The sequence below is a fragment of the Nocardioides sp. CPCC 205120 genome, from assembly GCF_048654585.1.
Taxonomy (GTDB): Bacteria; Actinomycetota; Actinomycetes; order Propionibacteriales; family Nocardioidaceae; genus Nocardioides.
The window spans coordinates 1,873,034-1,895,592 of sequence record NZ_JBMCYY010000001.1; the positions used below are offsets into that span (position 1 = coordinate 1,873,034).

Below are 22,559 nucleotides of genomic sequence, written 5' to 3' on the forward strand. Positions count from 1 at the left end.
GCCCGGTTGTCTCCCGGGTGCGCCGACGGGGCACCTCACGTCCGCCGTCACCCTAGACCCGTCCGCCGACCCCGACGCCGTCAGGGCGCGGCCGGGGCCGGCCGGGGTGCGGTCGCGGTGCGGTCGCGGTCCTCGCCCGACGGGCCCCGCGACTGGCAGGCTGCCCGCGTGAGCAACCCCTACGCCGCCTTCCTCCCGGCCGGCACGGTCGTCGAACCACCCACCACGACCTGGTGGTCCTGGCGCGGGCGGCAGGTGCACGTCGCCCGGCGCCCCCGGCCCGAGGCCCCGGTGCGCCTGCTGGGCGTCCACGGCGCGGGCGGCCACGTCGGCGCGCTGTGGCCGCACGCGGCGCTCGCCGGCGACGGCGCCGAGGTGCTGTTCTGCGACCTGCCCCTCTACGGACGCACCGTGGAGCCCGACCCCGCGGGGGTGCGGTACGACGACTGGGTCGCCCTCCTGTGCGACCTCGTGCGCCACGAGAAGGAGCGCGACGCCCGCCCGCTGGTGCTCCTGGGCGCCAGCATGGGCGGGATGCTCGCCTACGAGGCGGCGGCGCGGACGGGCCTCGTCGACCACGTGGTGGCCACCTGCCTGCTCGACCCCGCCGACCCGGCGGCGCGGGCGGCCGCGTCGCGCTGGGGCCCGCTGGGCCGGCACGCACCGGCGCTGCTGGCGGGGGCGACCGGCCGCAGCCCGCTGGGCCGGGTGCGCGTGCCCGTCACGTGGGTGGCCGACCTCGAGGCGATGAGCCTCGACCCGGCTCTGTCGCGCCTGTGCGCGACCGACCTCCTCGGCGGGGGCACGCGGGTGCCGCTGGGTTTCCTCGCCAGCTGGTTCCGCGCCACGGGGACGCCCCCGGAGACGTTCGACGCCTGCCCGGTGACCCTGGCGCACCCGGCCGCCGACACGTGGACGCCGCCGGCGCTGAGCGAGCGCTTCCTCGCCCGCATCGCGCGGGTGCCCACGCGGACGGTGCTGCTCGAGGGGTGCGGCCACTTCCCGGTCGAGCAGCCCGGTCTCGACACGCTCGTCCGCACCGTGCGGGAGGTCGTGCGCGGCTGCGCGTCAGCGTGAGGTCCCGGGGGCCGGGGCATCGGCGGTGGCGCCCGCGGCGTCGTACGGCGGGAACCCCACGTCGACGACCAGCCCGCCGCCCGGGCGCGGGGCCAGGGTGAGCCGCGCGTCGTGTGCGCGGGCGACGGAGGCCACGATGCTCAGCCCGAGACCGCTGCCCGTCGGGGAGTGCGCGGCGCGGGTGCGGCCGCCGCCCCGGACGAACGGCTCCGTGAGCCGGCCCACGAGGGCCGGGTCGAGCACGTCACCGGTGCTCTCGACGGTGAGCCGGGCACCGCGCCGCGCGTCGGTGCCGGTCACGACCCGGACCTCCCCGCCCGGCCGCGGCTGGTGCTCCACCGCGTTGCGCACCAGGTTGCCCACCAGGCGCTCGACGAGGGCGCGGCTCCCCAGGACGGGGGCCGGGGACAGGTCCGGGCGCACGACGTGGGTGCCGACCGGCAGGGAGGGGTCCGCCAGCACGTCGCGGACGACGTCGGCCAGGTCGAACGGGCGCCGGTCGAGGCCGTCCCGGTCGAGCCGGGCGAGCTGGAGCAGCGCGTCGACCGTCGTGGCCGACCGCGTGTTCATCTCCTCGAGCCGGCCCAGCAGCTGGTCGAGGTCCACCGACGACGGGTCGGCCCGGGCGACCTGGAGCATCGTCCGGCTGACCGCCAACGGCGTGCGCAGCTCGTGGGAGGCGTTGGCGGTGAACCGCTGCTGCTCCTCGAAGGACCGCTGCAGCCGGTCGAGCATGGCGTCGAAGGCGTCGGCCAGGTCGCGCAGCTCGTCGCGCGGGCCCGGCAGCGCGACGCGGTGGTCGAGCGCCCCGTCGCTGGCGCGGGCGGCCGCGGCGCTGATGGTCGCCAGCGGGCCCAGCACCCGTCCGGCGATGAGCCAGCCCCCGGCCAGCCCGACGAGAACGAGGAACGCGAGCCCGAAGCCGAGCAGCGGCACGGCGACCTCCAGCAGGTCGCCCCGCCCCGGGGCGAACGACCCGTCCCGCGCCACGACGACGTTGGTGTCCGGGACGTAGCGCAGCACGAGGAGCAGCACTGTGAGGAGGGCGATGCCGGCGACGGTGACGAACCCGGCGTAGCTGAGCGTCAGCTTCCACCGCAGGCTGAGCCCGCGCCGCCGCACGGGCCCGGTCACGGGGCCCCGAACCGGTAGCCGACGCCGGTCACGGTGTGGATCAGGGCCGGCGGGCCGAGCCGCTTGCGCAGCGTGGAGATGGTGATGCGGACGGCGTTGGTGAACGGGTCGGCGTTCTCGTCCCAGGCCCGCTCCAGCAGGTCCTCGGCGCTCACCACGCCGCCGTCGGCCGCCATCAGCTCGTGGAGCACGGCGAACTGCTTGCGGGTGAGCGCGACGTACCGTCCGTCGCGGAACACCTCCCGCCGGAACGGGTCGAGCCGCACCCCGGCCACGTCGAGCACCGGGGGCGCCGCGCGGTCCGTCCGGCGGGCCAGCGCGCGCAGCCGGGCGACGAGCTCGGGCAGCTCGAAGGGCTTCGTGAGGTAGTCGTCGGCGCCCAGCTCGAAGCCGGCGACCTTGTCGGCGAGCTGCTCGGCCGCGGTCAGCATGAGGATGCGCGGGGCGGGGTCCGCCGCGGCCAGCCGCCGCGCGACCTCGTCGCCGTGGACGACGGGCAGGTCGCGGTCCAGCACCACCACGTCGTACGCCGTGTGGGCCGCGAGCTCCAGCGCCCGCGCCCCGTCGTGGGCGAGGTCGGCCGGGATCGCGGAGAGCCGCAGCCCGTCGCGGATCGCCTCCGCGAGGTACACCTCGTCCTCCACCACCAGCACCCGCACCCCGCGATGCTAGGGCGCCGGACGTATCGCCCGCGTATGCGGGAATCGAGACGGCGTGGCAACGGCCGGGCCGGTGGGCTCCTCCCATGATCGACACGAGAGGGCGACGAGCCCGCACCGGAGCCGCACTGCTCGTCCTGGTCGCCGGGGGCGGCGCGGTCGCGGTCGGCCAGGCCGTGGACCGCGACATGACGGCACCCGTCATCGACCGGCTCACGCAGGCCCCCCGCACGTTCGTGGGCAGCGACCCCGGCGGCGACGGGGGCGCGGACGGGGAGTTCCAGGGGTCCGTCCCCGTCGACGCCGACATCCCCGCGCTCACCCGGCTGGATCCGGAGCTGCGCACCGCGCTGCGCGCCGCCGCGACGGCGGCGGCCACCGACGGGATCGAGGTGCGGGTGACGAGCGGGTGGCGCAGCCGCGACTACCAGCAGCGTCTCCTCGACCGGGCGGTCGAGCGGTACGGGAGCCCCGCCGAGGCGAGCCGGTGGGTCGCGGGGCCCGACGCCTCGGCGCACGTCACCGGCGACGCGGTCGACGTCGGTCCGACGGACGCTGCCTACTGGATGACCGAGCACGGCGCGGACTTCGGGCTGTGCCAGGTCTTCGGCAACGAGATCTGGCACTACGAGCTGCGCGACGTCGTCGACGGCGAGTGCCCGCCGATGCGCGAGGACAACGCGTCCTGAGCCGACCGCGCGGCGCCGCGGGCCCCCCGCTAGCCTGCCGGTCGTGCCCGAGGAGCCGCTCCACATCGTCGTCGCCGCCGTCTGCCTGCGCGACGCGGAGGGCCGTCTGCTGAGCGTGCGCAAGCGCGGCACGCAGGCGTTCATGCTGCCCGGCGGGAAGCTCGAGGCCGGGGAGACACCGGCGCAGGCCGCCGCCCGCGAGGCCCGCGAGGAGGTGGGCGTCGAGGTGGCCGACCTGGCCCTGCTCGGCGAGTTCGTCTCCGCCGCGGCCAACGAGCCCGGCGCGGTCCTGACCTCGACGGTGTTCACCGCGACCGCCGCCACCGCCCCCGTCGTCGACGGCGAGATCGAGGAGCTGCGCTGGCTCGACCTGGCCGCGCTGCCCGACGACGTGCCGGTCGCGCCGATGCTGCGCCACCACGTCGCCCCGGCGCTGCTCGCGCGGGACGCCGCGGACGTCGACCGCCTCTGAGCGTCACCGGGACGCCGGCCGTTCGGGAGGCGCGTCGCGGCGCCGACGCTCCGCCCGGCGCTCGGCATCCACGTGTGCCCGGCGGAGGAGCCGGACCGCCAGCTCCCGGGTGCGCGCGCCGGGTTCGACGATCGCCACCCAGGCCTGCGCCCGGTACACGGGGTGGGGGAGCACGGTGTCGCGGAGCGTGTGGTCCCACGGCGCCACCACCTCGGCCCGGGGATGCTCGCCCGTGAGCTCGACGAAGGCCTCCGCCCCGACGTGGATGTTCAGCCGCCAGCGGTCGGGACGGTCGAGGTCGGAGGCGGTGTCGCCGGGGTAGTCCTTCGTCACGATGGTGGCGTACGGCTGCTCGCGCTGGGGCACCTGCCCGTCGGGGGCGAAGTAGAAGAAGTGGTCGCCCCACGCGATCTCCGGGAAGGCGCTGCCCTCGGTGGGGGCGAGCTCGAGGACGCCGTCGAACGCGCGGACCGTCTGGAGGATGTCGTCCATACTCATGGTTCGAGCGTGAACTTGAAGTGCTAGTGGAGGGTTGTGGTGGACCGAGCGGCCGACGGGCGGCCAGGGACGAGCACCGCCGCCGTCGCGGCAGCGGCGGGGTACTCCGTGCAGCAGGTGCGCGACCTGGAGGCGCAGGGGGTGATCCCCGCGGCGCCGAGGGCGTCCAACGGGTACCGGCGGTTCTCCGCCGCGCACGTCGACGCGCTGCGTGCCTACCGCGCTCTCGCAGGGGCCGTGGGGCCCGTCGAGGCCCGCCGGGTGATGCGGGACCTCCGCACCCTGCCGGCCGGCCAGGGGGCAGCGTTGGCCTGCGGGCTCCACGCCCGGCTCGACGGGGAGCGCGAGCAGGCGCTCGCGGCCCGCCGTGCCCTGGAGTCCATCCGTTCCGAGGTGGCCACGGATGCTGCGCCCGTCGAGGGCGACTCGATGACCATCACGGAGCTGTCCCGGGCCCTCGGTGTCAGGGCGTCGACCCTCCGCTACTGGGAGGGGGTCGGTCTGGTGGCCCCGGAGCGGGTCGCCACCCGTGCCGGCACGGCGAGGCGCTACCCGCTCGCCGCCATCCGCGAGGCGCGCATCACCGCCGCCCTCCGCGCAGGTGGCTACCGCATCCCCGACGTGCGGGAGGCGATCACGGCGGTCCGCGACCTCGAGGAGGTGAGCGCCACGATCACCGCGCTCGACGCACGGCTCGCGACCATCGCGCAGCGCGCGCTCGCGCTCCTGCGGGCAGGGTCCCTGCTGGCGGCGATCATCGAGTCACCCCGGGAGCCGGGGCCCGGGGCGTGAGGACCTCGCGGGAGCAGGACCTGCGCCCGCGTCCACCGGGGCACCGCGCCGTGGTGCACCACGGCGTCGGACCGCGCGAGGAGCCGGGCGTAGCCTTCGGGACCGTGAGCCGCTCCCGCCCCGTCATCTCCGTCGTCGGGATCGGCGCCGACGGCTGGCCCGGGGTGCCGGAGCGCCTGCGCTCCGTCGTGACCTCCGCGGAGGTCCTGCTGGGCGGCGAGCGCCACCTCGCCCTCGTGCCGGACGTGCCCGGCCAGGTGCGCGCGCCCTGGCCCTCCCCGCTGCGGGCGGGCCTGCCCGCCCTGCTGGAGCGGTACGCCGGCCGCACCGTCGTCGCGCTGGCCTCGGGCGACCCCTTCGTCTCGGGCATCGGCACGACGCTCGTCGACCTGCTCGGCCCCGACGCGGTGCACGCCGAGCCGGCCGTCTCCTCGGTCGCGCTGGCCCGCGCCCGGCTCGGCTGGTCGGCGGAGGCCGGCGTCGTGGTCAGCGCGGTCGGGCGCGACGTGCGCCGAGTGCTGCGCGAGCTGGCGCCGGGGCGCCGGGTGCTCGTGCTGTCGGCCGACGCCACGACCCCGGGCGACCTCGCCGCCCTGCTCGCGATGAGCGGGTGGGGAGCCGCACGCCTGGTCGTCCTCGGCGACCTCGGCGCCCCCGAGGAGTCGCGGGTCGCGGGCACCGCGGAGGAGTGGGCGGCCGACCCGCCGGCGTTCGGTGACCTCACCGTCGTGGCGGTCGAGGCCCCCGGCCTCGTCCCGCTCGACGCCCCCGTCACCTGGGCGCCGGGCCTGCCCGACGAGGCGTTCGAGCACGACGGGCAGCTGACGAAGCGCGACCTGCGGGCCGCGGCGCTGGCCCGGCTCGCGCCGTACCCGGGTGCGCTGCTGTGGGACGTCGGCGCGGGGGCCGGCTCGGTCGGCGTCGAGTGGATGCGCGCCCACCCCGCCTGCCGGACGGTCGCCGTCGAGGCGGACGCCCAGCGGGCCGCGCGGGTACGGCGCAACGCGGGCCGCCTCGGTGTACCCGACCTGCGCGTGGTGCACGGCGCGGCGCCCGACGCCCTGGCCGGCCTGCCCGCCCCGGACGCCGTCTTCGTCGGCGGCGGCGCCACCCGGGCCGGCGTGCTCGAGACCTGCGTCGCCGCGCTGCGGCCCGGCGGGCGCCTCGTGGTCCACGGCGTCACCGTCGAGACCGAGGCGCTGCTGGCGCGCTGGCACGGCGAGCGCGGCGGCGAGCTGACCCGCCACGTGGTCGAGACCGCCACCCCCATCGGCTCCTTCCGCGGCTTCACCCCCGCCCGTGCCGTCACCCAGTGGGCGTGGACCGCGCCCGCCGACCACCCCGCCGACCACCCCGCCGACCACCCCGCCGATCACCCCGCCGATCACCCCGAGGAGCCCGCGTGACCGTCCACTTCGTCGGTGCCGGCCCGGGCGCCGCCGACCTGCTGACCCTGCGCGCCGCGCGGATGCTCGGTGAGGCCGACGTGGTGCTCTACCCGGGCACCTACCTCGACGCGGCCGTGCTCGACCACGCCCGTTCCGGCGCGCGGCTCGTCGACACCCAGGACCTCGACCTCGACGCCATCACCGCCGAGCTCGTCGCGGCCGACCGGGCCGGGGGCGACGTGGTGCGGCTGACCTCGGGCGACCCGTCGCTCTACTCGGCGCTCTTCGAGCAGACCCGGCGCCTCGACGCGGCCGGCGTGGCCTGGGACGTGACGCCCGGGGTGCCGGCGTACGCCGCCGCGGCCGCCCGCGTGGGCCGCGAGCTGACGGTGCCGCTCGTCGCGCAGTCGGTGGTGCTGACCCGCACCCAGGCCCGCTCGACCGCCATGCCGGAGGGGGAGTCGCTGGAGGCGTTCGCCGCCACCGGCGCCACGCTCGTGCTCCACCTGGCCATCACCCGCACCCGCGAGCTCGCCGCCGCGCTGGCCGCGTCGTACGGCGAGGACTGCCCGGTGGCGGTCGTCTACCGCGCCTCGCAGCCCGGCGAGCAGGTGCTGACCGGCACGCTCGCGACCGTCGCCGACGCCGTCGAGGCGGCGGGGCTGCGGCAGGCCGCCGTCATCCTCGTCGGCCGGGCGCTCGCGGGCGCGCGGCTCGAGGGGGCGGGGGAGTCCTACCTGTACGACGCCGCTCGCGACCGGTCGGCGAAGCGGACCGGGCCGGGTTCCTAGGGGCGGGGTTCAGGCCCGAGCGCTCCGCACGACCGCCTCGCCGGCGGCGACGAGCGCGGCGGCGGTGGTGGGGGGGTCGCCGTCGAGGCTGCTCGCGACCATCGCGCCGTCGCGCAGCATGAGCAGGGCGTGGGCGGCGCGGGCCGCGGCGTCCTCGGAGAGTCCCATCTGGGCGAGCAGCTCGTGGGCCTGGCCCAGCAGGAACGCGCGGTGCGCTGCCACGACCGCGCGAGCCGGGTGGTCCTCCTGGGCGATCTCGGCGGCGGCGTTGAGGAACGCGCAGCCCCGGAAGCCCTCGGCGCAGCTGACCTCGGCGACGTGGTCGGCGTACCAGCGGAGCACCGCGGCGGGCTCGTCGCCCCGGGCGGCGCGGACCCGCAGCAGGGCCTGCTCCTCCGCGGCGGCGACGCGCTCGAGGTAGGCCACGACCAGCTCGTCCTTCGACGCGAAGTGCCGGTAGAAGGTCACCTTCGAGATCCCCGCGTCGGCGATGAGCCGGTCGGCGCTCACGGCGCGGATGCCGTCCGCGTAGAAGCGGTGGGTGGCCACCTCGAGGATGCGGGCGCGCACGGCGGGGCCGCGCAGCGTGGGCGCGGTGGCGGTGGCGGTCGCGGCCGTGTCGGTCCTGGCGGTGTCGGTGCGGTTCATGGGAGGTCCTTGCGTGGCGGGCGACCACGTGTCACCCTGATGTAGACGTACTAGTCACTCTACATGGCTTCCGGTCACCACGCCGGAGGTTCGAGAAGGAGAAACGATGCCCACCTCCATCGCGTACACCGCCTCCGCCACCGCGACCGGCGACGGCCGCAACGGCCACGCCAGCACCTCCGACGGCCAGATCGACGTCGAGCTCGTCGTCCCCAAGGAGATGGGTGGCGCCGGCGGCGGCACCAACCCCGAGCAGCTCTTCGCCACGGGCTACGCCGCCTGCTTCCTCGGCGCGCTGAAGGCCGGCGCGAAGGAGCACGGCGTGAAGCTCGAGGACGTCTCGGTCACCGCCGAGGTCGGCATCGGCCCGCGCGAGGACAAGGGCTTCGGCCTCGCGGTCAAGCTGTTCGTCGAGTTCGGCGGCGGCGTCTCGCAGGCCGACGCGGAGAAGGCGGTCGAGACCGGCCACCAGATCTGCCCCTACACCCACGCCACCCAGGGCAACGTCGACGTCGTCACCGAGATCGACGTGGCCTGAGCCTCCCGGCGCGGCGGAGCCCGCCGTACCGGCCCGTGAGGGGTCGGTACGGCGGGCTCCGTCGTTCCCGCCCGGCTGCGATGACGGATGTCATGCCCAGCACGTGACAGGCGGGTACGGCGCCGTACCCGCGGTCGCGGCGAGGGTGGAGGCATGACCACGACCAGCACCGCCCGCCGCGTGCGGGCCGACGAGCCCTCACCGGGCGCACCCCCGGCCGCCGTCGCGCTCGACGGCGTCACCAAGACCTTCCGCACCCCGGCGGGGGAGGTCCGGGCCGTCCGCGGCATCGACCTCACGATCACGCCGGGCGAGATCGTCGCCTTCCTCGGCCCCAACGGCGCCGGCAAGACGACGACCCTCGACATGGTCCTCGGGCTGGCCGAGCCGACGACCGGCACCGTGCGCGTCCTCGGGCGCCACCCGCGGCAGGCCGTCCGCGAGGGGCGGCTGGCGGCCGTGCTGCAGACCGGGGGACTGCTGCGCGACCTGACGGTGCGCGAGACCGAGCGGCTCGTCGCCTCGACGTACCCGTCCACGGCGGGGGTGGACGACGTGCTGGAACGGACCGGCCTCGTGGAGCTGGCGGACCGGCTCGTCGCGAAGTGCTCCGGCGGGGAGCAGCAGCGCCTGAAGTTCGCGCTGGCCCTGCTGCCCGACCCCGAGCTGCTCGTGCTGGACGAGCCGACGGCGGGGATGGACGTCACCGCGCGACGCGACTTCTGGCGCACGATGCACGACGAGGCCGCGCAGGGGCGCACCGTCGTCTTCGCCACCCACTACCTCGAGGAGGCCGACGCCTTCGCCGACCGCATCGTCGTGGTGGCCGACGGCCGGGTGATCGCGGACGGCTCGACGGCCGACATCCGCTCGCGCGCCGTCGGGCGCACGGTGCGGGCGGCCCTGCCGGAGACCGGGCGCGACGCGGCGCTGCGTGCGCTGCACGCGCACCCGGGCGCGGCCGACGTCCGGCTGCAGGGCGACCGGGTGAGCGTGCTGGCGACCGATGCGGACGCCGTGGCCCGGACCCTGCTCGTCGACCTCGGCGGCCACGACCTGGAGATCGCGACGGGCTCGCTCGACGAGGCCTTCGTCGCCCTCACGTCAGGCACGTCCGCGGCGGCGCCGACCGGTGAGGAGGGGGTCCGGTGAACACCACGTACCTCGGGCTCGAGCTGCGCCGCTTCGCCCGCGACCGCGCGAACCTGTTCTTCGTCGCGGTGCTCCCGACGTTCCTCTTCGTCGTCTTCGGCTCCGCCCAGGACTACGCGCAGGCGTCGGTGGGCAACGGCAACGTCGCGCTCTACATGCTGGTCTCCATGGCCGCGTACGGCGCGGTCACCGCCACCGTCGGCGTGGGCGGGATGGCGGCGGTCGAGCGGATGCAGGGGTGGGGCCGGCAGCTCGCCCTGACCCCGCTCCCGGACGGCTCCTTCGTGGCGGTCAAGGCCACGCTCGCCGTGCTCGTGGGCACGCTCCCCGTCGCGCTCATCGCCCTGGTCGGGTGGCTCGGCGGCGCCGAGGGTCCCGTCGGCGCGTGGGCCCTGAGCCTGCTCGCGGTGGCCGCCGGATCGACCGTCTTCGCCCTGTTCGGGCTGTGCGCCGCCCTCGCGTTCCGCACGGACGCGGCGGTGTCCGCGGCCAGCGGTATGGTCGTGATCCTCGCGTTCCTCGGCAACCTGTTCGTGCCCCTGAGCGGTGTGATGCTGGAGATCGCGAAGTTCACCCCGCTCTACGGGTACGTGTCGCTCGCGCGCTACCCCGTCACGGAGGGCCGACTCATCTCGAACGACGGTCGCGACCTGGGCACCGAGGCGCTGTGGGTGCCGCTGGTCAACCTCGGCGCGTGGGCGCTGGTGCTGGGCGTCGTCGCGACGCTGCTGGTACGCCGCGGGCGGGGCCGCCAGTGACCGGGACGCCAGTGACCGGGACACCGGTGACCGGGACCGGCGCGGTCGACCCTCGGGGCCCGGTCGACGCCCCGGCCGCGGAGCCGTGGGCCCGCTGGGCCTGGCTGATGCCGGCGGTCTGGCTGGTCTTCATGGTCTTCCCGGTGCTGGACCTGGTGCACACCCCGCGTCCGCCCCTGGAGCGGCTGGTCGGCGCGGCGGTGCTGGTCGTCTTCGTCGCCGTCTACCTCCACGGCTTCCTGCTGTCGGACCGCCCGGCGGCGGCGCGCCGCCTGCCGGCGTGGTGGCCCGTCGCCGGCCTGGGCGCGCTGGTCGGCCTCAGTGCCGCCGGGGTGGCGCTGCAGGGCACGACGGCCATGGGCCTGAGCATCTACACGTCGGCCTACGCCCTGCTCCTGGTGCCGCTGCGGCTGGCGCTGGGGACGGCCGTCCTCCTGACGGGGGCGACGGCGGCGCTGACCGCCGTCGTACCCCGGTTCGACGGCGGCCTGTTCTTCGTGCCGATCCTGCTGGCGACCGTGGTGACGCTGACCGCCGTGCGCGTCCTGGAGGAGCACCGGGAGGCGTCGCAGGGGGTGGCCGAGGAGCTGGCGCTCGTCGCCGAGCGGGAGCGGGTGGCCCGCGACGTGCACGACGTGCTGGGGCACAGCCTCACCGTGGTCGTGGCGAAGGCCGAGCTCGCCGAGCGCCTGGTCGACCTCGACCCGGCCCGCGCCCGCACGGAGCTCGCGGAGATCCGCTCGTTGAGCCGCGAGGCGCTCAGCGAGGTGCGGGCGACGGTCGCGGGTCTGCGGATCGCCCGGCTGGGCGACGAGCTCGCGGCTGCCCGCGCCGCCCTCGCCGCGGCCGGGATCGAGGCCGAGGTGCCCGAGGACCCGTCGGTGGTGGACCCGCGTCGCCGGATCGTCGTCGCCTGGGCGCTGCGGGAGGCGATCACGAACGTCGTGCGCCACAGCGGCGCACGGCGCTGCACGGTCACGCTGGCGGAGGACGGCCTCGTCGTGACCGACGACGGCCGCGGCGGTCCGCACCCGCCGGGCAACGGCCTGCGCGGGATCGCCGAGCGCGTCCGCGCGGCCGGCGGCACCCTGGGCATCGACGAGGCGCCCGGCGGCGGGACGCGGGTGGAGGTGGTGTGGGCATGACCATCCGACTGCTGCTGGCCGACGACCAGGCCCTGGTGCGGGGCGCGCTCGCCGCCCTGCTGTCGCTGGAGCCCGACCTCGAGGTCGTCGCCGAGGTGGGGCGGGCCGACGACGTGGTCGAGGCCGCGGTGGCCGCGGGCGTCGACGTCTGCCTGCTCGACATCGAGATGCCGGGTGACGCCGCCGTCCCCGACGGGATCGCGGCGGCCGCCGCCCTGCGCGGTCGCGCCCCCGGGGTGCGGTCGCTGGTGGTGACCACCTTCGGGCGTCCCGGCTACCTGCGCCGGGCCCTCGAGGCCGGGGCGTCCGGGTTCGTCGTCAAGGACACGCCCGCCTCCGAGCTGGCCGAGGCGGTGCGCAGGGTCCACGCCGGGCTCCGGGTCGTGGACCCGCTGCTGGCGGGCGAGTCGCTCGCGGGGGGCTCCAACCCGCTGACGGAACGGGAGGTCGAGGTGCTGCGGGTCGCGCTCGACGGCGTGCCGGTCGCCCGCATCGCCGAGCGGGTGCACCTGTCGCCGGGCACGGTGCGCAACTACCTGTCCTCCGCGATCGGCAAGACCGGTACGGCGACGCGGGTCGAGGCGGCGCGCGTGGCCCGCGACCGCGGCTGGATCTGACCGGCTCCGCGTTCGTGGTAGCAGCGCCAGGCTTTCCGCGGCGCTCCCACCACGAACCGGGGAGCGGGCTCAGTCCACGCTGCGGGGGGTCCAGACGCGGCCGTGGTCCACGCGGGTCCGGGTCGCGCCGATGATCAGCAGGCACTTCATGTCGACGGTCTCGGGGTCGAGCTCGCCGAGCGTCGTGACGCGCAGCTCCTCCTCCGCCCGCCCGACGTCGCGCCCCACGACCACGACGGTCGCGTCGTCGCGCACCTCGCGGAGCGCCTTCAACGCGTCGCCGAGCTGGTCGGGGCGACTGGCCGAGCGCGGGTTGTAGAGCGCCAGCACGAGGTCGGCCTGCGCCGCGGCGCGCAGGCGCTGCTCGACCACGGCCCACGGCTTGAGGCGGTCCGACAGGCTCATCACCGCGAAGTCGCCCCCGATGGGCGCGCCCGCCCGGGCGGCCACGGCCTGCACGGCGGAGACGCCCGGCACGACGTGGACGGGCACGGAGGCGTACGCCGGGTCCTCCGCGGCCGCCGCCACCTGCGCCTCGTGCACGGCGGTCGCCATGCCGAACACCCCGGCGTCGCCGCCGGAGACCACCGCGACCCGCTCGCCGCGCAGCGCGAGGTCGAGTGCCAGCCGGGCCCGGTCGACCTCGACGGCGTTGCCGCTGGCGTGGCGCGTCAGGCCCTCGCGGTGCGGCACCCGCCGCACGTACGGCGCGTACCCGACCACGTGGTCCACCTCCGCGAGCACCGCGGAGGCCTCGGGCGTCAGCCAGCGGTCCGGCCCGGGGCCGAGCCCGACGACGGCCAGCTCGGCGGGCGCCGACGACGCGGCGCCGTCGGCGCCGACCGCCCCCGGGAGCGCGCCCGTGCTCGGAGCAGCGGCCCCGGCGGTCCCGGTCCGCCGCCCCACGCTGTGCAGCGAGTCGCCCGCGACGACGATGAGTGAGAAGTACGGCACCGTGTCGGGGTCGACGTCGACGACGCGCAGGTGCCGCTCGGAGGCCATGGAGGCCCGCTCGACGTAGACGGCGTGCTCGAGCCGGCCCGCGGCGGCGAGCGCGCGCCGTACCGCGGGGAAGCGTCGGCCGAGCTTCATGATGATCGCGCCGTCGGTGTCGGCGAGGCGCCGGGCGAGCTCGGTCTCGGGCAGCGTGCCGGGCAGGATCGTCAGCACGTCGGTCTGGCGCACGAGCGGCGCGGCGACGGTCGCGGTGGCCGCGGCGAAGGCCGGCACGCCGGGCACGACCTCGGTCGAGAAGCGCTCGGACAGGGCGTCGTGCATGTACATGTACGACCCGTAGAACATCGGGTCGCCCTCGGCGAGCAGCACGACGTCGCGGCCCGCCTCGAGGTGGGCGGCCAGCCGCGCGGCGGACTCGAGGTAGAAGTCGGCCATCGCGCCGGCGTACCCGCCCGGGTGGTCGGTCGCTCCCGTGGTGACGGGGTAGACGAGCTCCTCCTCGATCGCGCCGGCCGGGATGAGGTCGGCGGCGATGCGGCGCGCGTTGGACTGCTTGCCCCGCCCGGCGTGGAACGCGACGACGTCGGCGGCCGCGATGAGCCGCGCCGCCTTCAGCGTCACCAGCTCGGGGTCGCCGGGCCCGACGCCGACGCCGTGGAAGCGGCCCGGGGGTACGTCGAGCGGGCTGCCGGTGGTGGTGCCGGTGGTGGTGCCGGGGGTGCTCACTCCGCCTCCTGGGCGATCGCGTTGAGGGCCGAGGCGGTCATGGCTGAGCCGCCGCGGCGCCCGTGGACGGTGAGGAACGGCAGGTCGTGCGCGCCGGCCCAGGCGGCGAGCGCCTCCTTCGACTCAGCGGCGCCGATGAAGCCGACCGGGCAGCCGACGACCGCGGCGGGCGGCGGGCACCCGTCGGCGAGCAGCTCGAGCAGGTGGAACAGCGCGGTGGGGGCGTTGCCGATCGCGACCACCGAGCCGGGCAGCCGGTCGGCCAGCAGCGACAGCGCGGCCGCGGACCGGGTGGTGCCCCAGGCCGCCGCGAGCCCGCCGACGCGGGGGTCGCGCAGCGCGCACAGCACCTCGTTGGCGGCGGGGAGGCGGGCCCGGGTCACGCCGGTGGCCACCATGTGGGCGTCGGTGATGATCGGTGCGCCCGCGGCGAGCGCCGACCGCGCCGCGCGCACGAGCTCGGGGTGCACGACGACGGAGGGGGCGAGGTCGGTCTGCCCGGTGCCGTGCACCATGCGCACGACGACGCGCTCGACGTCCGGGTCGGGCTCCCCGTCGGTGCCGCGGGGCAGGTGGTCGAAGCCCCCGGCGGCCCGCACCTCGCGGCGGATCGTGGCGAAGGAGTCGACGTAGATCGCCGCCCCCGAGCCCTCGTAGGCGTAGCGCCGGGTCGGGCGCCGCAGCTCCGCGGCGGCCGCGGGCGCGACGACGACGGGCAGCAGCAGGGAGCGCCACGGGGTGACGACGACGGGCGCGTCGTCCGGCAGGCCGTCGAGCAGCCGGGCCGCCACGGCGGGGGTGAGCACCCCGTCGGGCACCGCGACGTGGTCGTGGCTCCCGCCCACCGGCCCGTACGGCGGGGGCTCGGCCGCCGCGGGCACCCGCGGGTCCGGCTCGCCCGCGGGCAGGGGGAGGGGCGCCTCGAGCTCGTCGACGTGCCACGGGGCCTCCGGGCCCTCGCCGCGGGCGACGAGGAACTCGTGGGCGACGCCCAGCAGGGCGGGCACGGCGCCCTCGAGCGGCACGACCGGTCCCCAGCCTGCGGCGCCCCAGCGCACCTGGGCGGTGGTCGCGTCGAGCGCGACGAGACCGACGTCGGTGGGGCGGCCGAGCACGTCGCCGCGGCCGTCGTCGAGCACGAACAGGAAGCGGGCCGACAGCCCGGCCAGGGCCGGGTCGGCGCGCAGGGCCTCGTCGAGCGCCCGGGCGACGGGGCGCAGGTCGGCCCGCCCGCCCTCGACGCCCGTGAGCGGGGAGACGAGCACGTTGCGCACGAGCTCGTGGCTGCGCGAGGGGAGCAGGCCGGTGGCCTCGATGGCGGCGTCGGCCGCGGGGAGGAGCTGCCCGTCGGCGAGCGCGAGGCCCCGCAGCTGGAGGTTGGCCCGTCGGGTCAGGTGCACGTCGCCGTCGCCGTGGGCGGCGGCGACCCGGCCGACGGCCCGCAGCGTGCCCGCGTCGGTAGCGCCGCCGACGAGCCGCAGCCGCACGAGGCCGCCGTCGTCGGCGGGCCAGGGGCGGGCGACGCCGGGGCACAGGTCGGTGCGCGTGCGGGTGACGACCATGGGGAACCTCGTCCGTGCCGGGGCTCGTCACGCGGAGCCCGTCCTCGACACCGGTGGCGGGCGCCACCGGGTGCCAGCAGGTCTTCGGGCTCGGGGTCCGCCGGCCGGGACGCCTTCCCAGGGGGATCGCCCCCAGTGGCTCCTCACGAGGAGGTCCCGCCCGTCACCCACACCGCTGCGCGTCAGCCCCGGAGTCGCACCGGGTTCCCTGCCCCTCGCGGGGTCGACTGGCGCGGCGAGACTACCAACCGTCGGAGGTGACGAAGTCCGCGAGCGGCCGGGCGGTCGTCCAGCCGTCGAGCTCGAGCGTCGGCCGCTCGTCGAAGCGGGGCGTCGGGCCCAGGCAGAGCACCGCCACGGGCTCGGCGCCGTCGGGCATGCCGAGCAGCTCCGCGAGGGCCGCGGGGTCGAACAGCGACACCCACCCCATGCCGAGCCCCTCGGCCCGTGCGGCGAGCCACAGGTTCTGGATCGCGCAGGCCACCGACGCCAGGTCCATCCGCGGCATGGTGCGCCGGCCGAAGACGTGCTGCTCCCGGCCCTCGCGCAGGGCGACGACCAGCAGCTCGGCGCACTCGCGGACGCCCTCGACCTTGAGGCGCAGGAACTCGGCGGCGCGCTCGTCGAGCGCGGCGGCGGTCGCGTGCCGCTCGGTCTCGACGAGGGCGTGGATGCCCTCGCGCAGCTCCGGTCGCGTGATCCGCACGAACCGCCACGGCTGCATGAGCCCGACGCTCGGCCCGGCGTGGGCGGCCGCGAGCAGCCGCGCCAGCACGTCGTCGGGCACGGTCGCGCCCGGCACGAACCGGCGCACGTCGCGGCGCTCGCCGATCACGCGGTAGACGGCGGCGCGCTCGGGGTCGCTGAAGGCGTGGGGGGTCACGGGCGGGGAGGGTACGCCGTCGGCGCCGGGGAGCACCTCAGAGCATCTGGCGCGGCTGGGCCGTCGACTCGAGCACGCTGAGCCACAGGTCGCCGTCGGGGGAGACGCTGTGGGCCCGCTTCGTCACGGCCGGGATCGGCACGTTGACGAAGCGGTGCTTGCGCCGCCCGACCACCACGTCGGTGCGGCCCGACATCGCGGCGTGCACGGCGCTCTGCGCGAGGCGCGCGCAGTAGACGGCGTCGGCCGGGTCGGCGGGCACCGACCGGATGAAGTAGCCGGGGTTGAAGTAGCGCAGCGTCGCCTCCTCGCCGTGCTCGGCGAAGTCGTCGCGGATGCGCTCGCGCAGGTAGCGGCCCGGGTCGCCCAGCACCTGGTTGCCCGACGCGTCGGTCGCGTCCGCCGCCGCCTCGCCACCGGGCAGCAGGTGCGGACCGACGCCCTCGGCGACCACGATCACGGCGTACCCGCGGTCGGCGACGCGGTGGCGCACGTGGGCGAGCAGGCCGTTGTCCCCCTCGAGGGTGAAGGGCACCTCGGGGATGAGCACGAAGTTCGCGGTCTGGGCGGCCAGCGCCGAGTAGCAGGCGATGAAGCCGGCGTGGCGGCCCATCGTCTGCACGATGCTGACGCCGTTGACCGCGGCCTGCGCCTCGACCTTCGCCGCGGTGATCGACTGCGCGGCCCGGGCGAAGGCGGTCTGGAAGCCGAAGCTCTGCCCGATGTGCGGGATGTCGTTGTCGATCGTCTTGGGCACGCCGACGATCGCGATCGGCAGGCCGCGGCGCGCGCACTCCTCGTGCAGGGCGTGGGCGCCGCGCATCGAGCCGTCGCCGCCGACGACGAAGAGGATGTCGATGTCGTGCGCCGCGAGGGTGTCGACCATGACGCCGGGATCGCGGGCGCCGCGCGAGGAGCCCAGCACAGTGCCGCCGCGCTCGTGGATGTCGGCGACGTAGTCGCGGGTGAGCGCCACCGGCTCCAGCCCGCTCGCGGGGTCGAGACCGGCGTACCCGTTGCGGAACCCGACGACGTCGGTGACGCCGTAGTGGTCGTCCAGCGAGCGCACGAGCGCGCGGATCACGTTGTTGAGGCCGGGGCACAGCCCGCCGCAGGTGATGACGGCGGCGCGGGTGCGCGACGGCTCGAAGAAGATGCGGGCGCGGGGGCCGCCGGCCTCGAAGGTCGGCAGCTCCTCGCGCGGGACGCGGCGGGCGTCGATGAGCGCGAGGGTGTCGTCCATGAGGATCCGGTCGCCCTCGGCGACGTAGTACTGGTTCGTGGTCCGGCCCTCGACGTAGGAGGCGAGGGGGGACTCGACCGTCGGCTCGCCGAGGGTCCTGACCTGGAGGTCCGCGAGGGTCACCACGTGCCGAACCCTAGTGGCCCGTGCCCTAGGCTGCCGACGACCTTCCGCCGACGGACCCAGGAACCCGGCGCGACTCCGGGGCGGTTCCGCCACTGTGACCCCCACGACGCCGAACGGCGGCGCGGGCCAGCCAGACACTGACCGCCGGCGGTCCTGACCCGACGGGGCGAAAACCCCGAGGAGGAACCCCGTGACCCGCATCGCGCTCGTCTCGACGTCCGACACCGACCTGCTCTCCGCCCGCGCCAGCGGCGTCGAGTTCACGGTCGCGAACCCCTCCCGCTCGGCGCACCAGGAGATGGCCGACGCGCTCGCGGAGGCCGACCTCGTCGTGGCCCGCATCCTCGGCTCGCCGCAGGACCTCTGCTCCGGGTTCCGCCGCATCGTCGGCACCGGCGTCCCCACCGTGGTGCTCGGCGGCGAGCAGACCCCGAGCGCGGAGCTCATGGAGCTCTCGACGGTGCCGGTGGGCGTGGCCGCGGAGGCGCACCGCTACCTCGCCGAGGGCGGGCCGGAGAACCTCCGCCAGCTGCACGCCTTCCTCTCCGACACGGTCCTGCTGACCGGCGAGGGCTTCGAGCCCCCGGCCTCGCTGCCGGCGTGGGGCTGGGCGGAGCGCCCGCAGGAGGCCGCCGCCCTCGCCGAGGCGGGCGACCGGGCGCGGATCGGCATCCTCTACTACCGCGCGCACCACGCCTCGGGGAACACCGCGTTCGCCCACGCGCTGGCCGACGCCGTCGACGCCACGGGCACCGCCGTGGGCCTGCCGGTCTACTCCTCCTCGCTGCGCTCGGCCCCCGACGACCTGTACGACGCGCTGGGCTCCCTCGACGCGCTCGTGGTCACCGTGCTGGCCGCCGGTGGCTCGACGCCCGCCGACGTGGCCGCGGGCGGGGCCGACGAGACGTGGGACGTCGAGCGGATCGCCGCCCTCGACGTGCCCGTCCTGCAGGCGCTCGCGCTCACCAGCAGCCGCGAGGAGTGGGAGGCCTCCGACGACGGCGTCTCGCCGCTCGACTCCGCGACACAGATCGCCATCCCCGAGTTCGACGGGCGCATCATCACGGCGCCGTTCTCGTTCAAGGAGGTCGACGAGGACGGGCTGCCGCGCTACGTCGCCGACCCCGAGCGCTGCGCCCGCGTCGCCGGCATCGCCGCCGCGCACGCCGCGCTGGGCCGCACACCTGCGGCTCGCAAGCGCCTCGTGCTCATGCTGTCGGCGTACCCGACGAAGCATGCCCGCATCGGCAACGCGGTCGGCCTCGACACCCCGGTCTCCGCGATCCGCCTGCTGCGGGCGCTGCGCGACGAGGGCTACGACCTCGGCCCGGCCGACGGCGAGGTCACCCGCCTGCTCGACCTGGAGGACGAGACCGCCGCCGGCGACGCGCTCATCCACGCCCTCATCGCCGCGGGCGGGCAGGACGAGGAGTGGCTGACGAACGCCGACCTCACCGACGCCCACGTGCGCATCACCCCGGAGCAGTACGCCGCGTGGACCGCCGAGGTGTCGCCGGCGTTGAAGGCCGAGATGGTCGAGGCGTGGGGCGAGGCGCCCGGCACGCTGTTCGTCGCGGAGTCCTCGGACGGGGGCGACGGCGCGATCGTGCTGGCCACCCTGCGGGCCGGCAACGTCGTCGTGATGATCCAGCCGCCGCGCGGCTTCGGGGAGAACCCGGTCGCGATCTACCACGACCCCGACATGGCGCCGAGCCACCACTACCTGGCGGCCTACCGCTGGATCGAGGCGTCGCCGGAGGCGGGCGGCTTCGGCGCCCACGCGGTGGTGCACCTGGGCAAGCACGGCTCGATGGAGTGGCTGCCCGGCAAGAACGCGGCGCTGTCGGCGGACTGCGCGACCGACGCCGTCCTCGGCAACCTGCCGCTCGTCTACCCGTTCCTCGTCAACGACCCGGGGGAGGGGGCGCAGGCCAAGCGCCGCGCCCACGCCACGATCGTCGACCACCTGGTGCCGCCGATGGCCCGCGCGGAGACGTACGGCGACATCGCCCGCCTCGAGCAGCTGCTCGACGAGTACGGCAACATCGCGGCGATGGACCCGGCCAAGCTGCCGGCGATCCGCGGCGAGATCTGGACCCTCATGCAGTCGGCCCAGATGCACCGCGACCTCGGGCTGGAGACCCGTCCCGAGGACGACGACTTCGACGACTTCCTGCTCCACGTCGACGGCTGGCTCTGCGAGGTCAAGGACGCGCAGATCCGCGACGGCCTGCACGTGCTCGGCGGCGCCCCGGAGGGCGAGGCGCGGGTCAACCTCGTGCTCGCCATCCTGCGCGCCACCCAGGTCTGGGGCGGCCAGGCGGGCGCGGTCCCGGGCCTGCGCAGCGCCCTGGGCCTGCCGACCGGCGCGGGCAAGGAGCCGAGCACGGCCGAGGTCGACGCCGTGGAGCGCCGCGCCCGCGCCCTCGTCGAGGCGATGGAGGCGGCCTCCTGGGAGCCCTCCGCGGTCCCCGGCGTCGTGGACCGGCTCGAGGGCGACGCCGACCCGGCGGTCGGTGAGGTGCTCGCGTTCGCCGCCACCCAGGTCGTGCCGCGCCTGGCCCGCACGACCGACGAGGTGACCGCCGTGCTGCACGCCCTCGACGGCGGCTTCGTGCCGGCCGGTCCCTCGGGCTCGCCGCTGCGCGGGCTCGTCAACGTGCTGCCGACCGGCCGCAACTTCTACACGGTCGACCCGCGCGCCGTGCCGTCCCGCCTGGCCTACGACACGGGCGTCGCGATGGCCGAGTCGCTGCTCGCCCGCCACCGCGAGGACACCGGTGACTGGCCCCGTTCCGTCGGTCTCTCGGCCTGGGGCACCTCGGCGATGCGCACGTCGGGCGACGACGTCGCCGAGGTGCTGGCCCTCGTCGGCGTGCGCCCCACCTGGGACGAGGCGTCGCGGCGCGTGAACGGCCTCGTGCCGGTGCCGCTCGACGAGCTCGGCCGCCCGCGCATCGACGTGACGCTGCGCATCTCGGGCTTCTTCCGCGACGCGTTCCCCCACGTGGTGGACATGCTCGACGACGCGATCCGCCTCGTGGCCGATCTCGACGAGCCCGACGAGCTCAACTTCGTGCGGGCCCACGCCCGGGCCGACCTGGAGGCGCACGGCGACGAGCGCCGCGCCACGACCCGCATCTTCGGCTCCGCCCCCGGCGCGTACGGCGCGGGCGTCCTGCAGGCGGTGGAGTCGGGCAGCTGGCGCACCGACGCCGACCTGGCGGAGGTCTACACGGCCTGGGGCGGCTTCGCCTACGGCCGCGACCTGGCGGGCGTCCCGGCGACCGAGGACATGCAGGCCAACTACAAGCGCATCGCGGTGGCGGCGAAGAACATCGACACCCGCGAGCACGACATCGCGGACTCGGCCGACTACTTCGAGTACCACGGCGGCATGGTCGCGACCGTCCGCGCGCTCACCGGCACCGCGCCCCGCGCGTACGTCGGCGACTCGACCTCGCCCGACGCCGTGCGCACCCGCACGCTGGGCGAGGAGACCGCCCGCGTCTTCCGGGCCCGCGTGGTCAACCCGCGCTGGATCTCGGCGATGCAGCGCCACGGCTACAAGGGCGCGTTCGAGCTCGCGGCCACGGTCGACTACCTCTTCGGCTTCGACGCCACCGCCGGTGTGGTGGGCGACCACATGTACGACGCGCTCGCCCGCGCCTACGTGCTCGACGCCGACGTCCAGGCGTTCCTGCGCCAGTCGAACCCGTGGGCGCTGCGCGGCATGGTCGAGCGGCTCTCCGAGGCGGCCGAGCGCGGCATGTGGGCCGAGCCCGACCCCGACGTCGTGGCGCAGATGCAGCGCGTCTACCTCGAGGTCGAGGGCGAGATCGAGGACCGGTGACCCGCACGCTCCACGTCGTCGGCCTGGGGTGCGGCGACCCGGCGCACCTCACGGGCCAGGCGGTCGCGGCGCTGCGGGGGGCGGCGTACGCCGTGGCGCCCCGCAAGGCACGCGGCGACGGCGGGGACGACCCCCTCGTCGCGGTACGGCGCGACCTCCTCGCCGCCGTCGCCCCCGGGCTGGCGCTGGTCGAGGTGCCCGACCCCGAGCGCGACCGCTCGGCGCGCGTGGCGGGTGACGCGGCGGCGTACCGCGGGGCCGTGGCGGACTGGCACGCCGCCCGCGCCGCGGCGTACGAGCAGGTGCTGCTCGAGCGGCCCGGTGACGCGGCCTTCCTCGTGTGGGGCGACCCCGCGTTCTACGACTCCACGCTGCGCATCGTCGACGCCGTGCTCGCGGGCGGTCGCGTGGCCGCGCAGGTGCGGGTGGTGCCGGGCATCTCGAGCCTGCAGCTGCTCGCGGCGGCGCACCGGATCGTGCTCCACGAGGTCGGCCAGCCCATCACCGTCACCACCGGGCGGCGCCTGCGCGAGGCCGTGGACGCCGGGGCCGACAACGTCCTCGTCATGCTCAACGCCGGCCTCGACCTGGCCGGTCTGGAGGACTGGACGATCTGGTGGGGCGCCAACCTCGCCGCCGCGGGCGAGCGCCTCGTCGCCGGTCGCGTCGGCGACGTGCTGGGCGACGTGCTCGCCGCCCGCGACGCCGCCAAGGCGGAGGCGGGCTGGGTCATGGACTGCTACCTGCTGCGCCGCCCCGCCCCGGCCTGACGCGCGGCGCCCGACCGTCACCACACGTCGTACGACGTGCCCGTCACCGTGCGGTGCCGCTCGGGGGAGTGATGACGAACG

21 protein-coding genes, 1 pseudogene and 1 riboswitch are annotated in these 22,559 nt (G+C 76.4%); of the genes and pseudogenes, 13 read left to right on the forward strand and 9 right to left on the reverse strand.

Features of this window, described 5'->3' with window-relative positions; translation table 11 throughout:
- The first annotated feature begins 168 nt into the window (after positions 1-168).
- Positions 169-1,077 carry an alpha/beta hydrolase gene (locus ACOACO_RS08740; protein ID WP_420295849.1) on the forward strand — a complete coding sequence of 303 codons (909 nt, stop codon included), beginning with the start codon at positions 169-171 and terminating at the stop codon, positions 1,075-1,077.
- Here ACOACO_RS08740 and ACOACO_RS08745 read toward each other — a convergent pair.
- On the reverse strand, positions 1,069-2,211 hold the full coding sequence (locus ACOACO_RS08745) for a sensor histidine kinase (RefSeq protein WP_420295850.1): 1,143 nt from the start codon (positions 2,209-2,211) through the stop codon (positions 1,069-1,071). The genes ACOACO_RS08740 and ACOACO_RS08745 overlap by 9 nt on opposite strands.
- Positions 2,208-2,870 carry a response regulator transcription factor gene (locus ACOACO_RS08750; RefSeq protein ID WP_420295851.1) on the reverse strand — a complete coding sequence of 221 codons (663 nt, stop codon included), beginning with the start codon at positions 2,868-2,870 and terminating at the stop codon, positions 2,208-2,210. Before ACOACO_RS08750 ends, ACOACO_RS08745 begins: the two co-directional genes overlap by 4 nt.
- 86 nt (positions 2,871-2,956) lie before the next feature.
- Here ACOACO_RS08750 and ACOACO_RS08755 point away from each other — a divergent pair, with 86 nt between their 5' ends.
- Both ACOACO_RS08755 and ACOACO_RS08760 read left to right on the forward strand, forming a co-directional pair.
- Entirely contained in the window at positions 2,957-3,559 is a 603-nt protein-coding gene (locus ACOACO_RS08755; protein WP_420295852.1) for a M15 family metallopeptidase, read from the forward strand.
- A gap of 43 nt (positions 3,560-3,602) precedes the next feature.
- Positions 3,603-4,031: an NUDIX hydrolase gene (locus ACOACO_RS08760; protein WP_420295853.1), complete on the forward strand. Its 429-nt coding sequence runs from the start codon at positions 3,603-3,605 to the stop codon at positions 4,029-4,031.
- A 3-nt stretch (positions 4,032-4,034) separates the two neighbouring features.
- Here the strand turns inward: ACOACO_RS08760 and ACOACO_RS08765 are convergent, their stop codons facing one another.
- Positions 4,035-4,529, reverse strand: a complete 495-nt coding sequence (locus ACOACO_RS08765; protein ID WP_420295854.1) for a DUF6194 family protein — start codon at positions 4,527-4,529, stop codon at positions 4,035-4,037.
- A 39-nt stretch (positions 4,530-4,568) separates the two neighbouring features.
- On the opposite strand from ACOACO_RS08765, the gene ACOACO_RS08770 reads away from it, so the two are divergent.
- The 3 genes from ACOACO_RS08770 to ACOACO_RS08780 all read left to right on the forward strand — a co-directional run bounded on the left by ACOACO_RS08770 (position 4,569) and on the right by ACOACO_RS08780 (position 7,500).
- On the forward strand, positions 4,569-5,321 hold the full coding sequence (locus ACOACO_RS08770) for a MerR family transcriptional regulator (protein WP_420295855.1): 753 nt from the start codon (positions 4,569-4,571) through the stop codon (positions 5,319-5,321).
- 104 nt (positions 5,322-5,425) lie between these two features.
- Positions 5,426-6,727: a precorrin-6y C5,15-methyltransferase (decarboxylating) subunit CbiE gene (gene cbiE, locus ACOACO_RS08775; RefSeq protein WP_420295856.1), complete on the forward strand. Its 1,302-nt coding sequence runs from the start codon at positions 5,426-5,428 to the stop codon at positions 6,725-6,727.
- Positions 6,724-7,500 (forward strand): cobalt-precorrin-4/precorrin-4 C(11)-methyltransferase, encoded by a 777-nt coding sequence (locus ACOACO_RS08780; protein ID WP_420295857.1) that lies wholly within the window; start codon positions 6,724-6,726, stop codon positions 7,498-7,500. The genes cbiE and ACOACO_RS08780 overlap by 4 nt, the downstream gene beginning before the upstream one ends.
- A gap of 9 nt (positions 7,501-7,509) precedes the next feature.
- Here the strand turns inward: ACOACO_RS08780 and ACOACO_RS08785 are convergent, their stop codons facing one another.
- Entirely contained in the window at positions 7,510-8,148 is a 639-nt protein-coding gene (locus ACOACO_RS08785; protein WP_420295858.1) for a TetR/AcrR family transcriptional regulator, read from the reverse strand.
- Between the two features lie 106 nt (positions 8,149-8,254).
- Between ACOACO_RS08785 and ACOACO_RS08790 the strand changes: the two genes are divergently transcribed.
- The 5 genes from ACOACO_RS08790 to ACOACO_RS08810 all read left to right on the forward strand — a co-directional run bounded on the left by ACOACO_RS08790 (position 8,255) and on the right by ACOACO_RS08810 (position 12,358).
- A complete protein-coding gene (locus tag ACOACO_RS08790) occupies positions 8,255-8,686 on the forward strand; it encodes an organic hydroperoxide resistance protein (protein WP_420295859.1) in 432 nt (143 codons plus the stop codon).
- Between the two features lie 153 nt (positions 8,687-8,839).
- Positions 8,840-9,838 (forward strand): ABC transporter ATP-binding protein, encoded by a 999-nt coding sequence (locus tag ACOACO_RS08795; protein ID WP_420295860.1) that lies wholly within the window; start codon positions 8,840-8,842, stop codon positions 9,836-9,838.
- Positions 9,835-10,596, forward strand: coding sequence for an ABC transporter permease (locus tag ACOACO_RS08800; RefSeq protein ID WP_420295861.1), 762 nt, complete (start codon positions 9,835-9,837; stop codon positions 10,594-10,596). The genes ACOACO_RS08795 and ACOACO_RS08800 overlap by 4 nt, the downstream gene beginning before the upstream one ends.
- Positions 10,597-10,622: 26 nt before the next feature.
- Positions 10,623-11,741, forward strand: coding sequence for a sensor histidine kinase (locus tag ACOACO_RS08805; protein WP_420295862.1), 1,119 nt, complete (start codon positions 10,623-10,625; stop codon positions 11,739-11,741).
- Entirely contained in the window at positions 11,738-12,358 is a 621-nt protein-coding gene (locus tag ACOACO_RS08810) for a response regulator (protein WP_420295863.1), read from the forward strand. The genes ACOACO_RS08805 and ACOACO_RS08810 overlap by 4 nt, the downstream gene beginning before the upstream one ends.
- Positions 12,359-12,427: 69 nt before the next feature.
- On the opposite strand, the gene ACOACO_RS08815 is transcribed toward ACOACO_RS08810, so the two are convergent.
- The 5 genes and pseudogenes from ACOACO_RS08815 to ACOACO_RS08835 form a co-directional block, all read right to left on the reverse strand.
- Positions 12,428-14,041 carry a precorrin-2 C(20)-methyltransferase gene (locus tag ACOACO_RS08815; RefSeq protein WP_420295864.1) on the reverse strand — a complete coding sequence of 538 codons (1,614 nt, stop codon included), beginning with the start codon at positions 14,039-14,041 and terminating at the stop codon, positions 12,428-12,430.
- Positions 14,038-14,724 carry a precorrin-8X methylmutase gene (locus ACOACO_RS08820; protein ID WP_420296321.1) on the reverse strand — a complete coding sequence of 229 codons (687 nt, stop codon included), beginning with the start codon at positions 14,722-14,724 and terminating at the stop codon, positions 14,038-14,040. Before ACOACO_RS08820 ends, ACOACO_RS08815 begins: the two co-directional genes overlap by 4 nt.
- A gap of 675 nt (positions 14,725-15,399) precedes the next feature.
- A pseudogene (locus ACOACO_RS08825) lies at positions 15,400-15,603 on the reverse strand (nitrite reductase); the annotation flags it as partial.
- Between the two features lie 78 nt (positions 15,604-15,681).
- Positions 15,682-15,813: riboswitch (cobalamin riboswitch) on the reverse strand.
- A gap of 31 nt (positions 15,814-15,844) precedes the next feature.
- On the reverse strand, positions 15,845-16,486 hold the full coding sequence (gene bluB / locus ACOACO_RS08830) for a 5,6-dimethylbenzimidazole synthase (protein WP_420295865.1): 642 nt from the start codon (positions 16,484-16,486) through the stop codon (positions 15,845-15,847).
- A gap of 37 nt (positions 16,487-16,523) precedes the next feature.
- Positions 16,524-17,855 carry an ATP-dependent 6-phosphofructokinase gene (locus ACOACO_RS08835; protein WP_420295866.1) on the reverse strand — a complete coding sequence of 444 codons (1,332 nt, stop codon included), beginning with the start codon at positions 17,853-17,855 and terminating at the stop codon, positions 16,524-16,526.
- A 190-nt stretch (positions 17,856-18,045) separates the two neighbouring features.
- Here ACOACO_RS08835 and cobN point away from each other — a divergent pair, with 190 nt between their 5' ends.
- Together cobN and cobF are read left to right on the forward strand one after the other, a co-directional pair.
- On the forward strand, positions 18,046-21,708 hold the full coding sequence (gene cobN, locus ACOACO_RS08840) for a cobaltochelatase subunit CobN (protein WP_420295867.1): 3,663 nt from the start codon (positions 18,046-18,048) through the stop codon (positions 21,706-21,708).
- Complete coding sequence (gene cobF, locus ACOACO_RS08845) at positions 21,705-22,478, forward strand: precorrin-6A synthase (deacetylating) (RefSeq protein ID WP_420295868.1); 774 nt, start codon at positions 21,705-21,707, stop codon at positions 22,476-22,478. The genes cobN and cobF overlap by 4 nt, the downstream gene beginning before the upstream one ends.
- Positions 22,479-22,559: the final 81 nt, after the last annotated feature.

Coding starts and splice junctions, on each gene's coding strand:
- ACOACO_RS08755 (WP_420295852.1), top strand. CDS start 2,957: ATGATCGACACGAGAGGGCGACGAGCCCGCACCGGAGCCGCACTGCTC.
- ACOACO_RS08765 (WP_420295854.1), bottom strand. CDS start 4,529: ATGAGTATGGACGACATCCTCCAGACGGTCCGCGCGTTCGACGGCGTC.
- ACOACO_RS08785 (WP_420295858.1), bottom strand. CDS start 8,148: ATGAACCGCACCGACACCGCCAGGACCGACACGGCCGCGACCGCCACC.
- ACOACO_RS08790 (WP_420295859.1), top strand. CDS start 8,255: ATGCCCACCTCCATCGCGTACACCGCCTCCGCCACCGCGACCGGCGAC.
- ACOACO_RS08795 (WP_420295860.1), top strand. CDS start 8,840: ATGACCACGACCAGCACCGCCCGCCGCGTGCGGGCCGACGAGCCCTCA.
- ACOACO_RS08810 (WP_420295863.1), top strand. CDS start 11,738: ATGACCATCCGACTGCTGCTGGCCGACGACCAGGCCCTGGTGCGGGGC.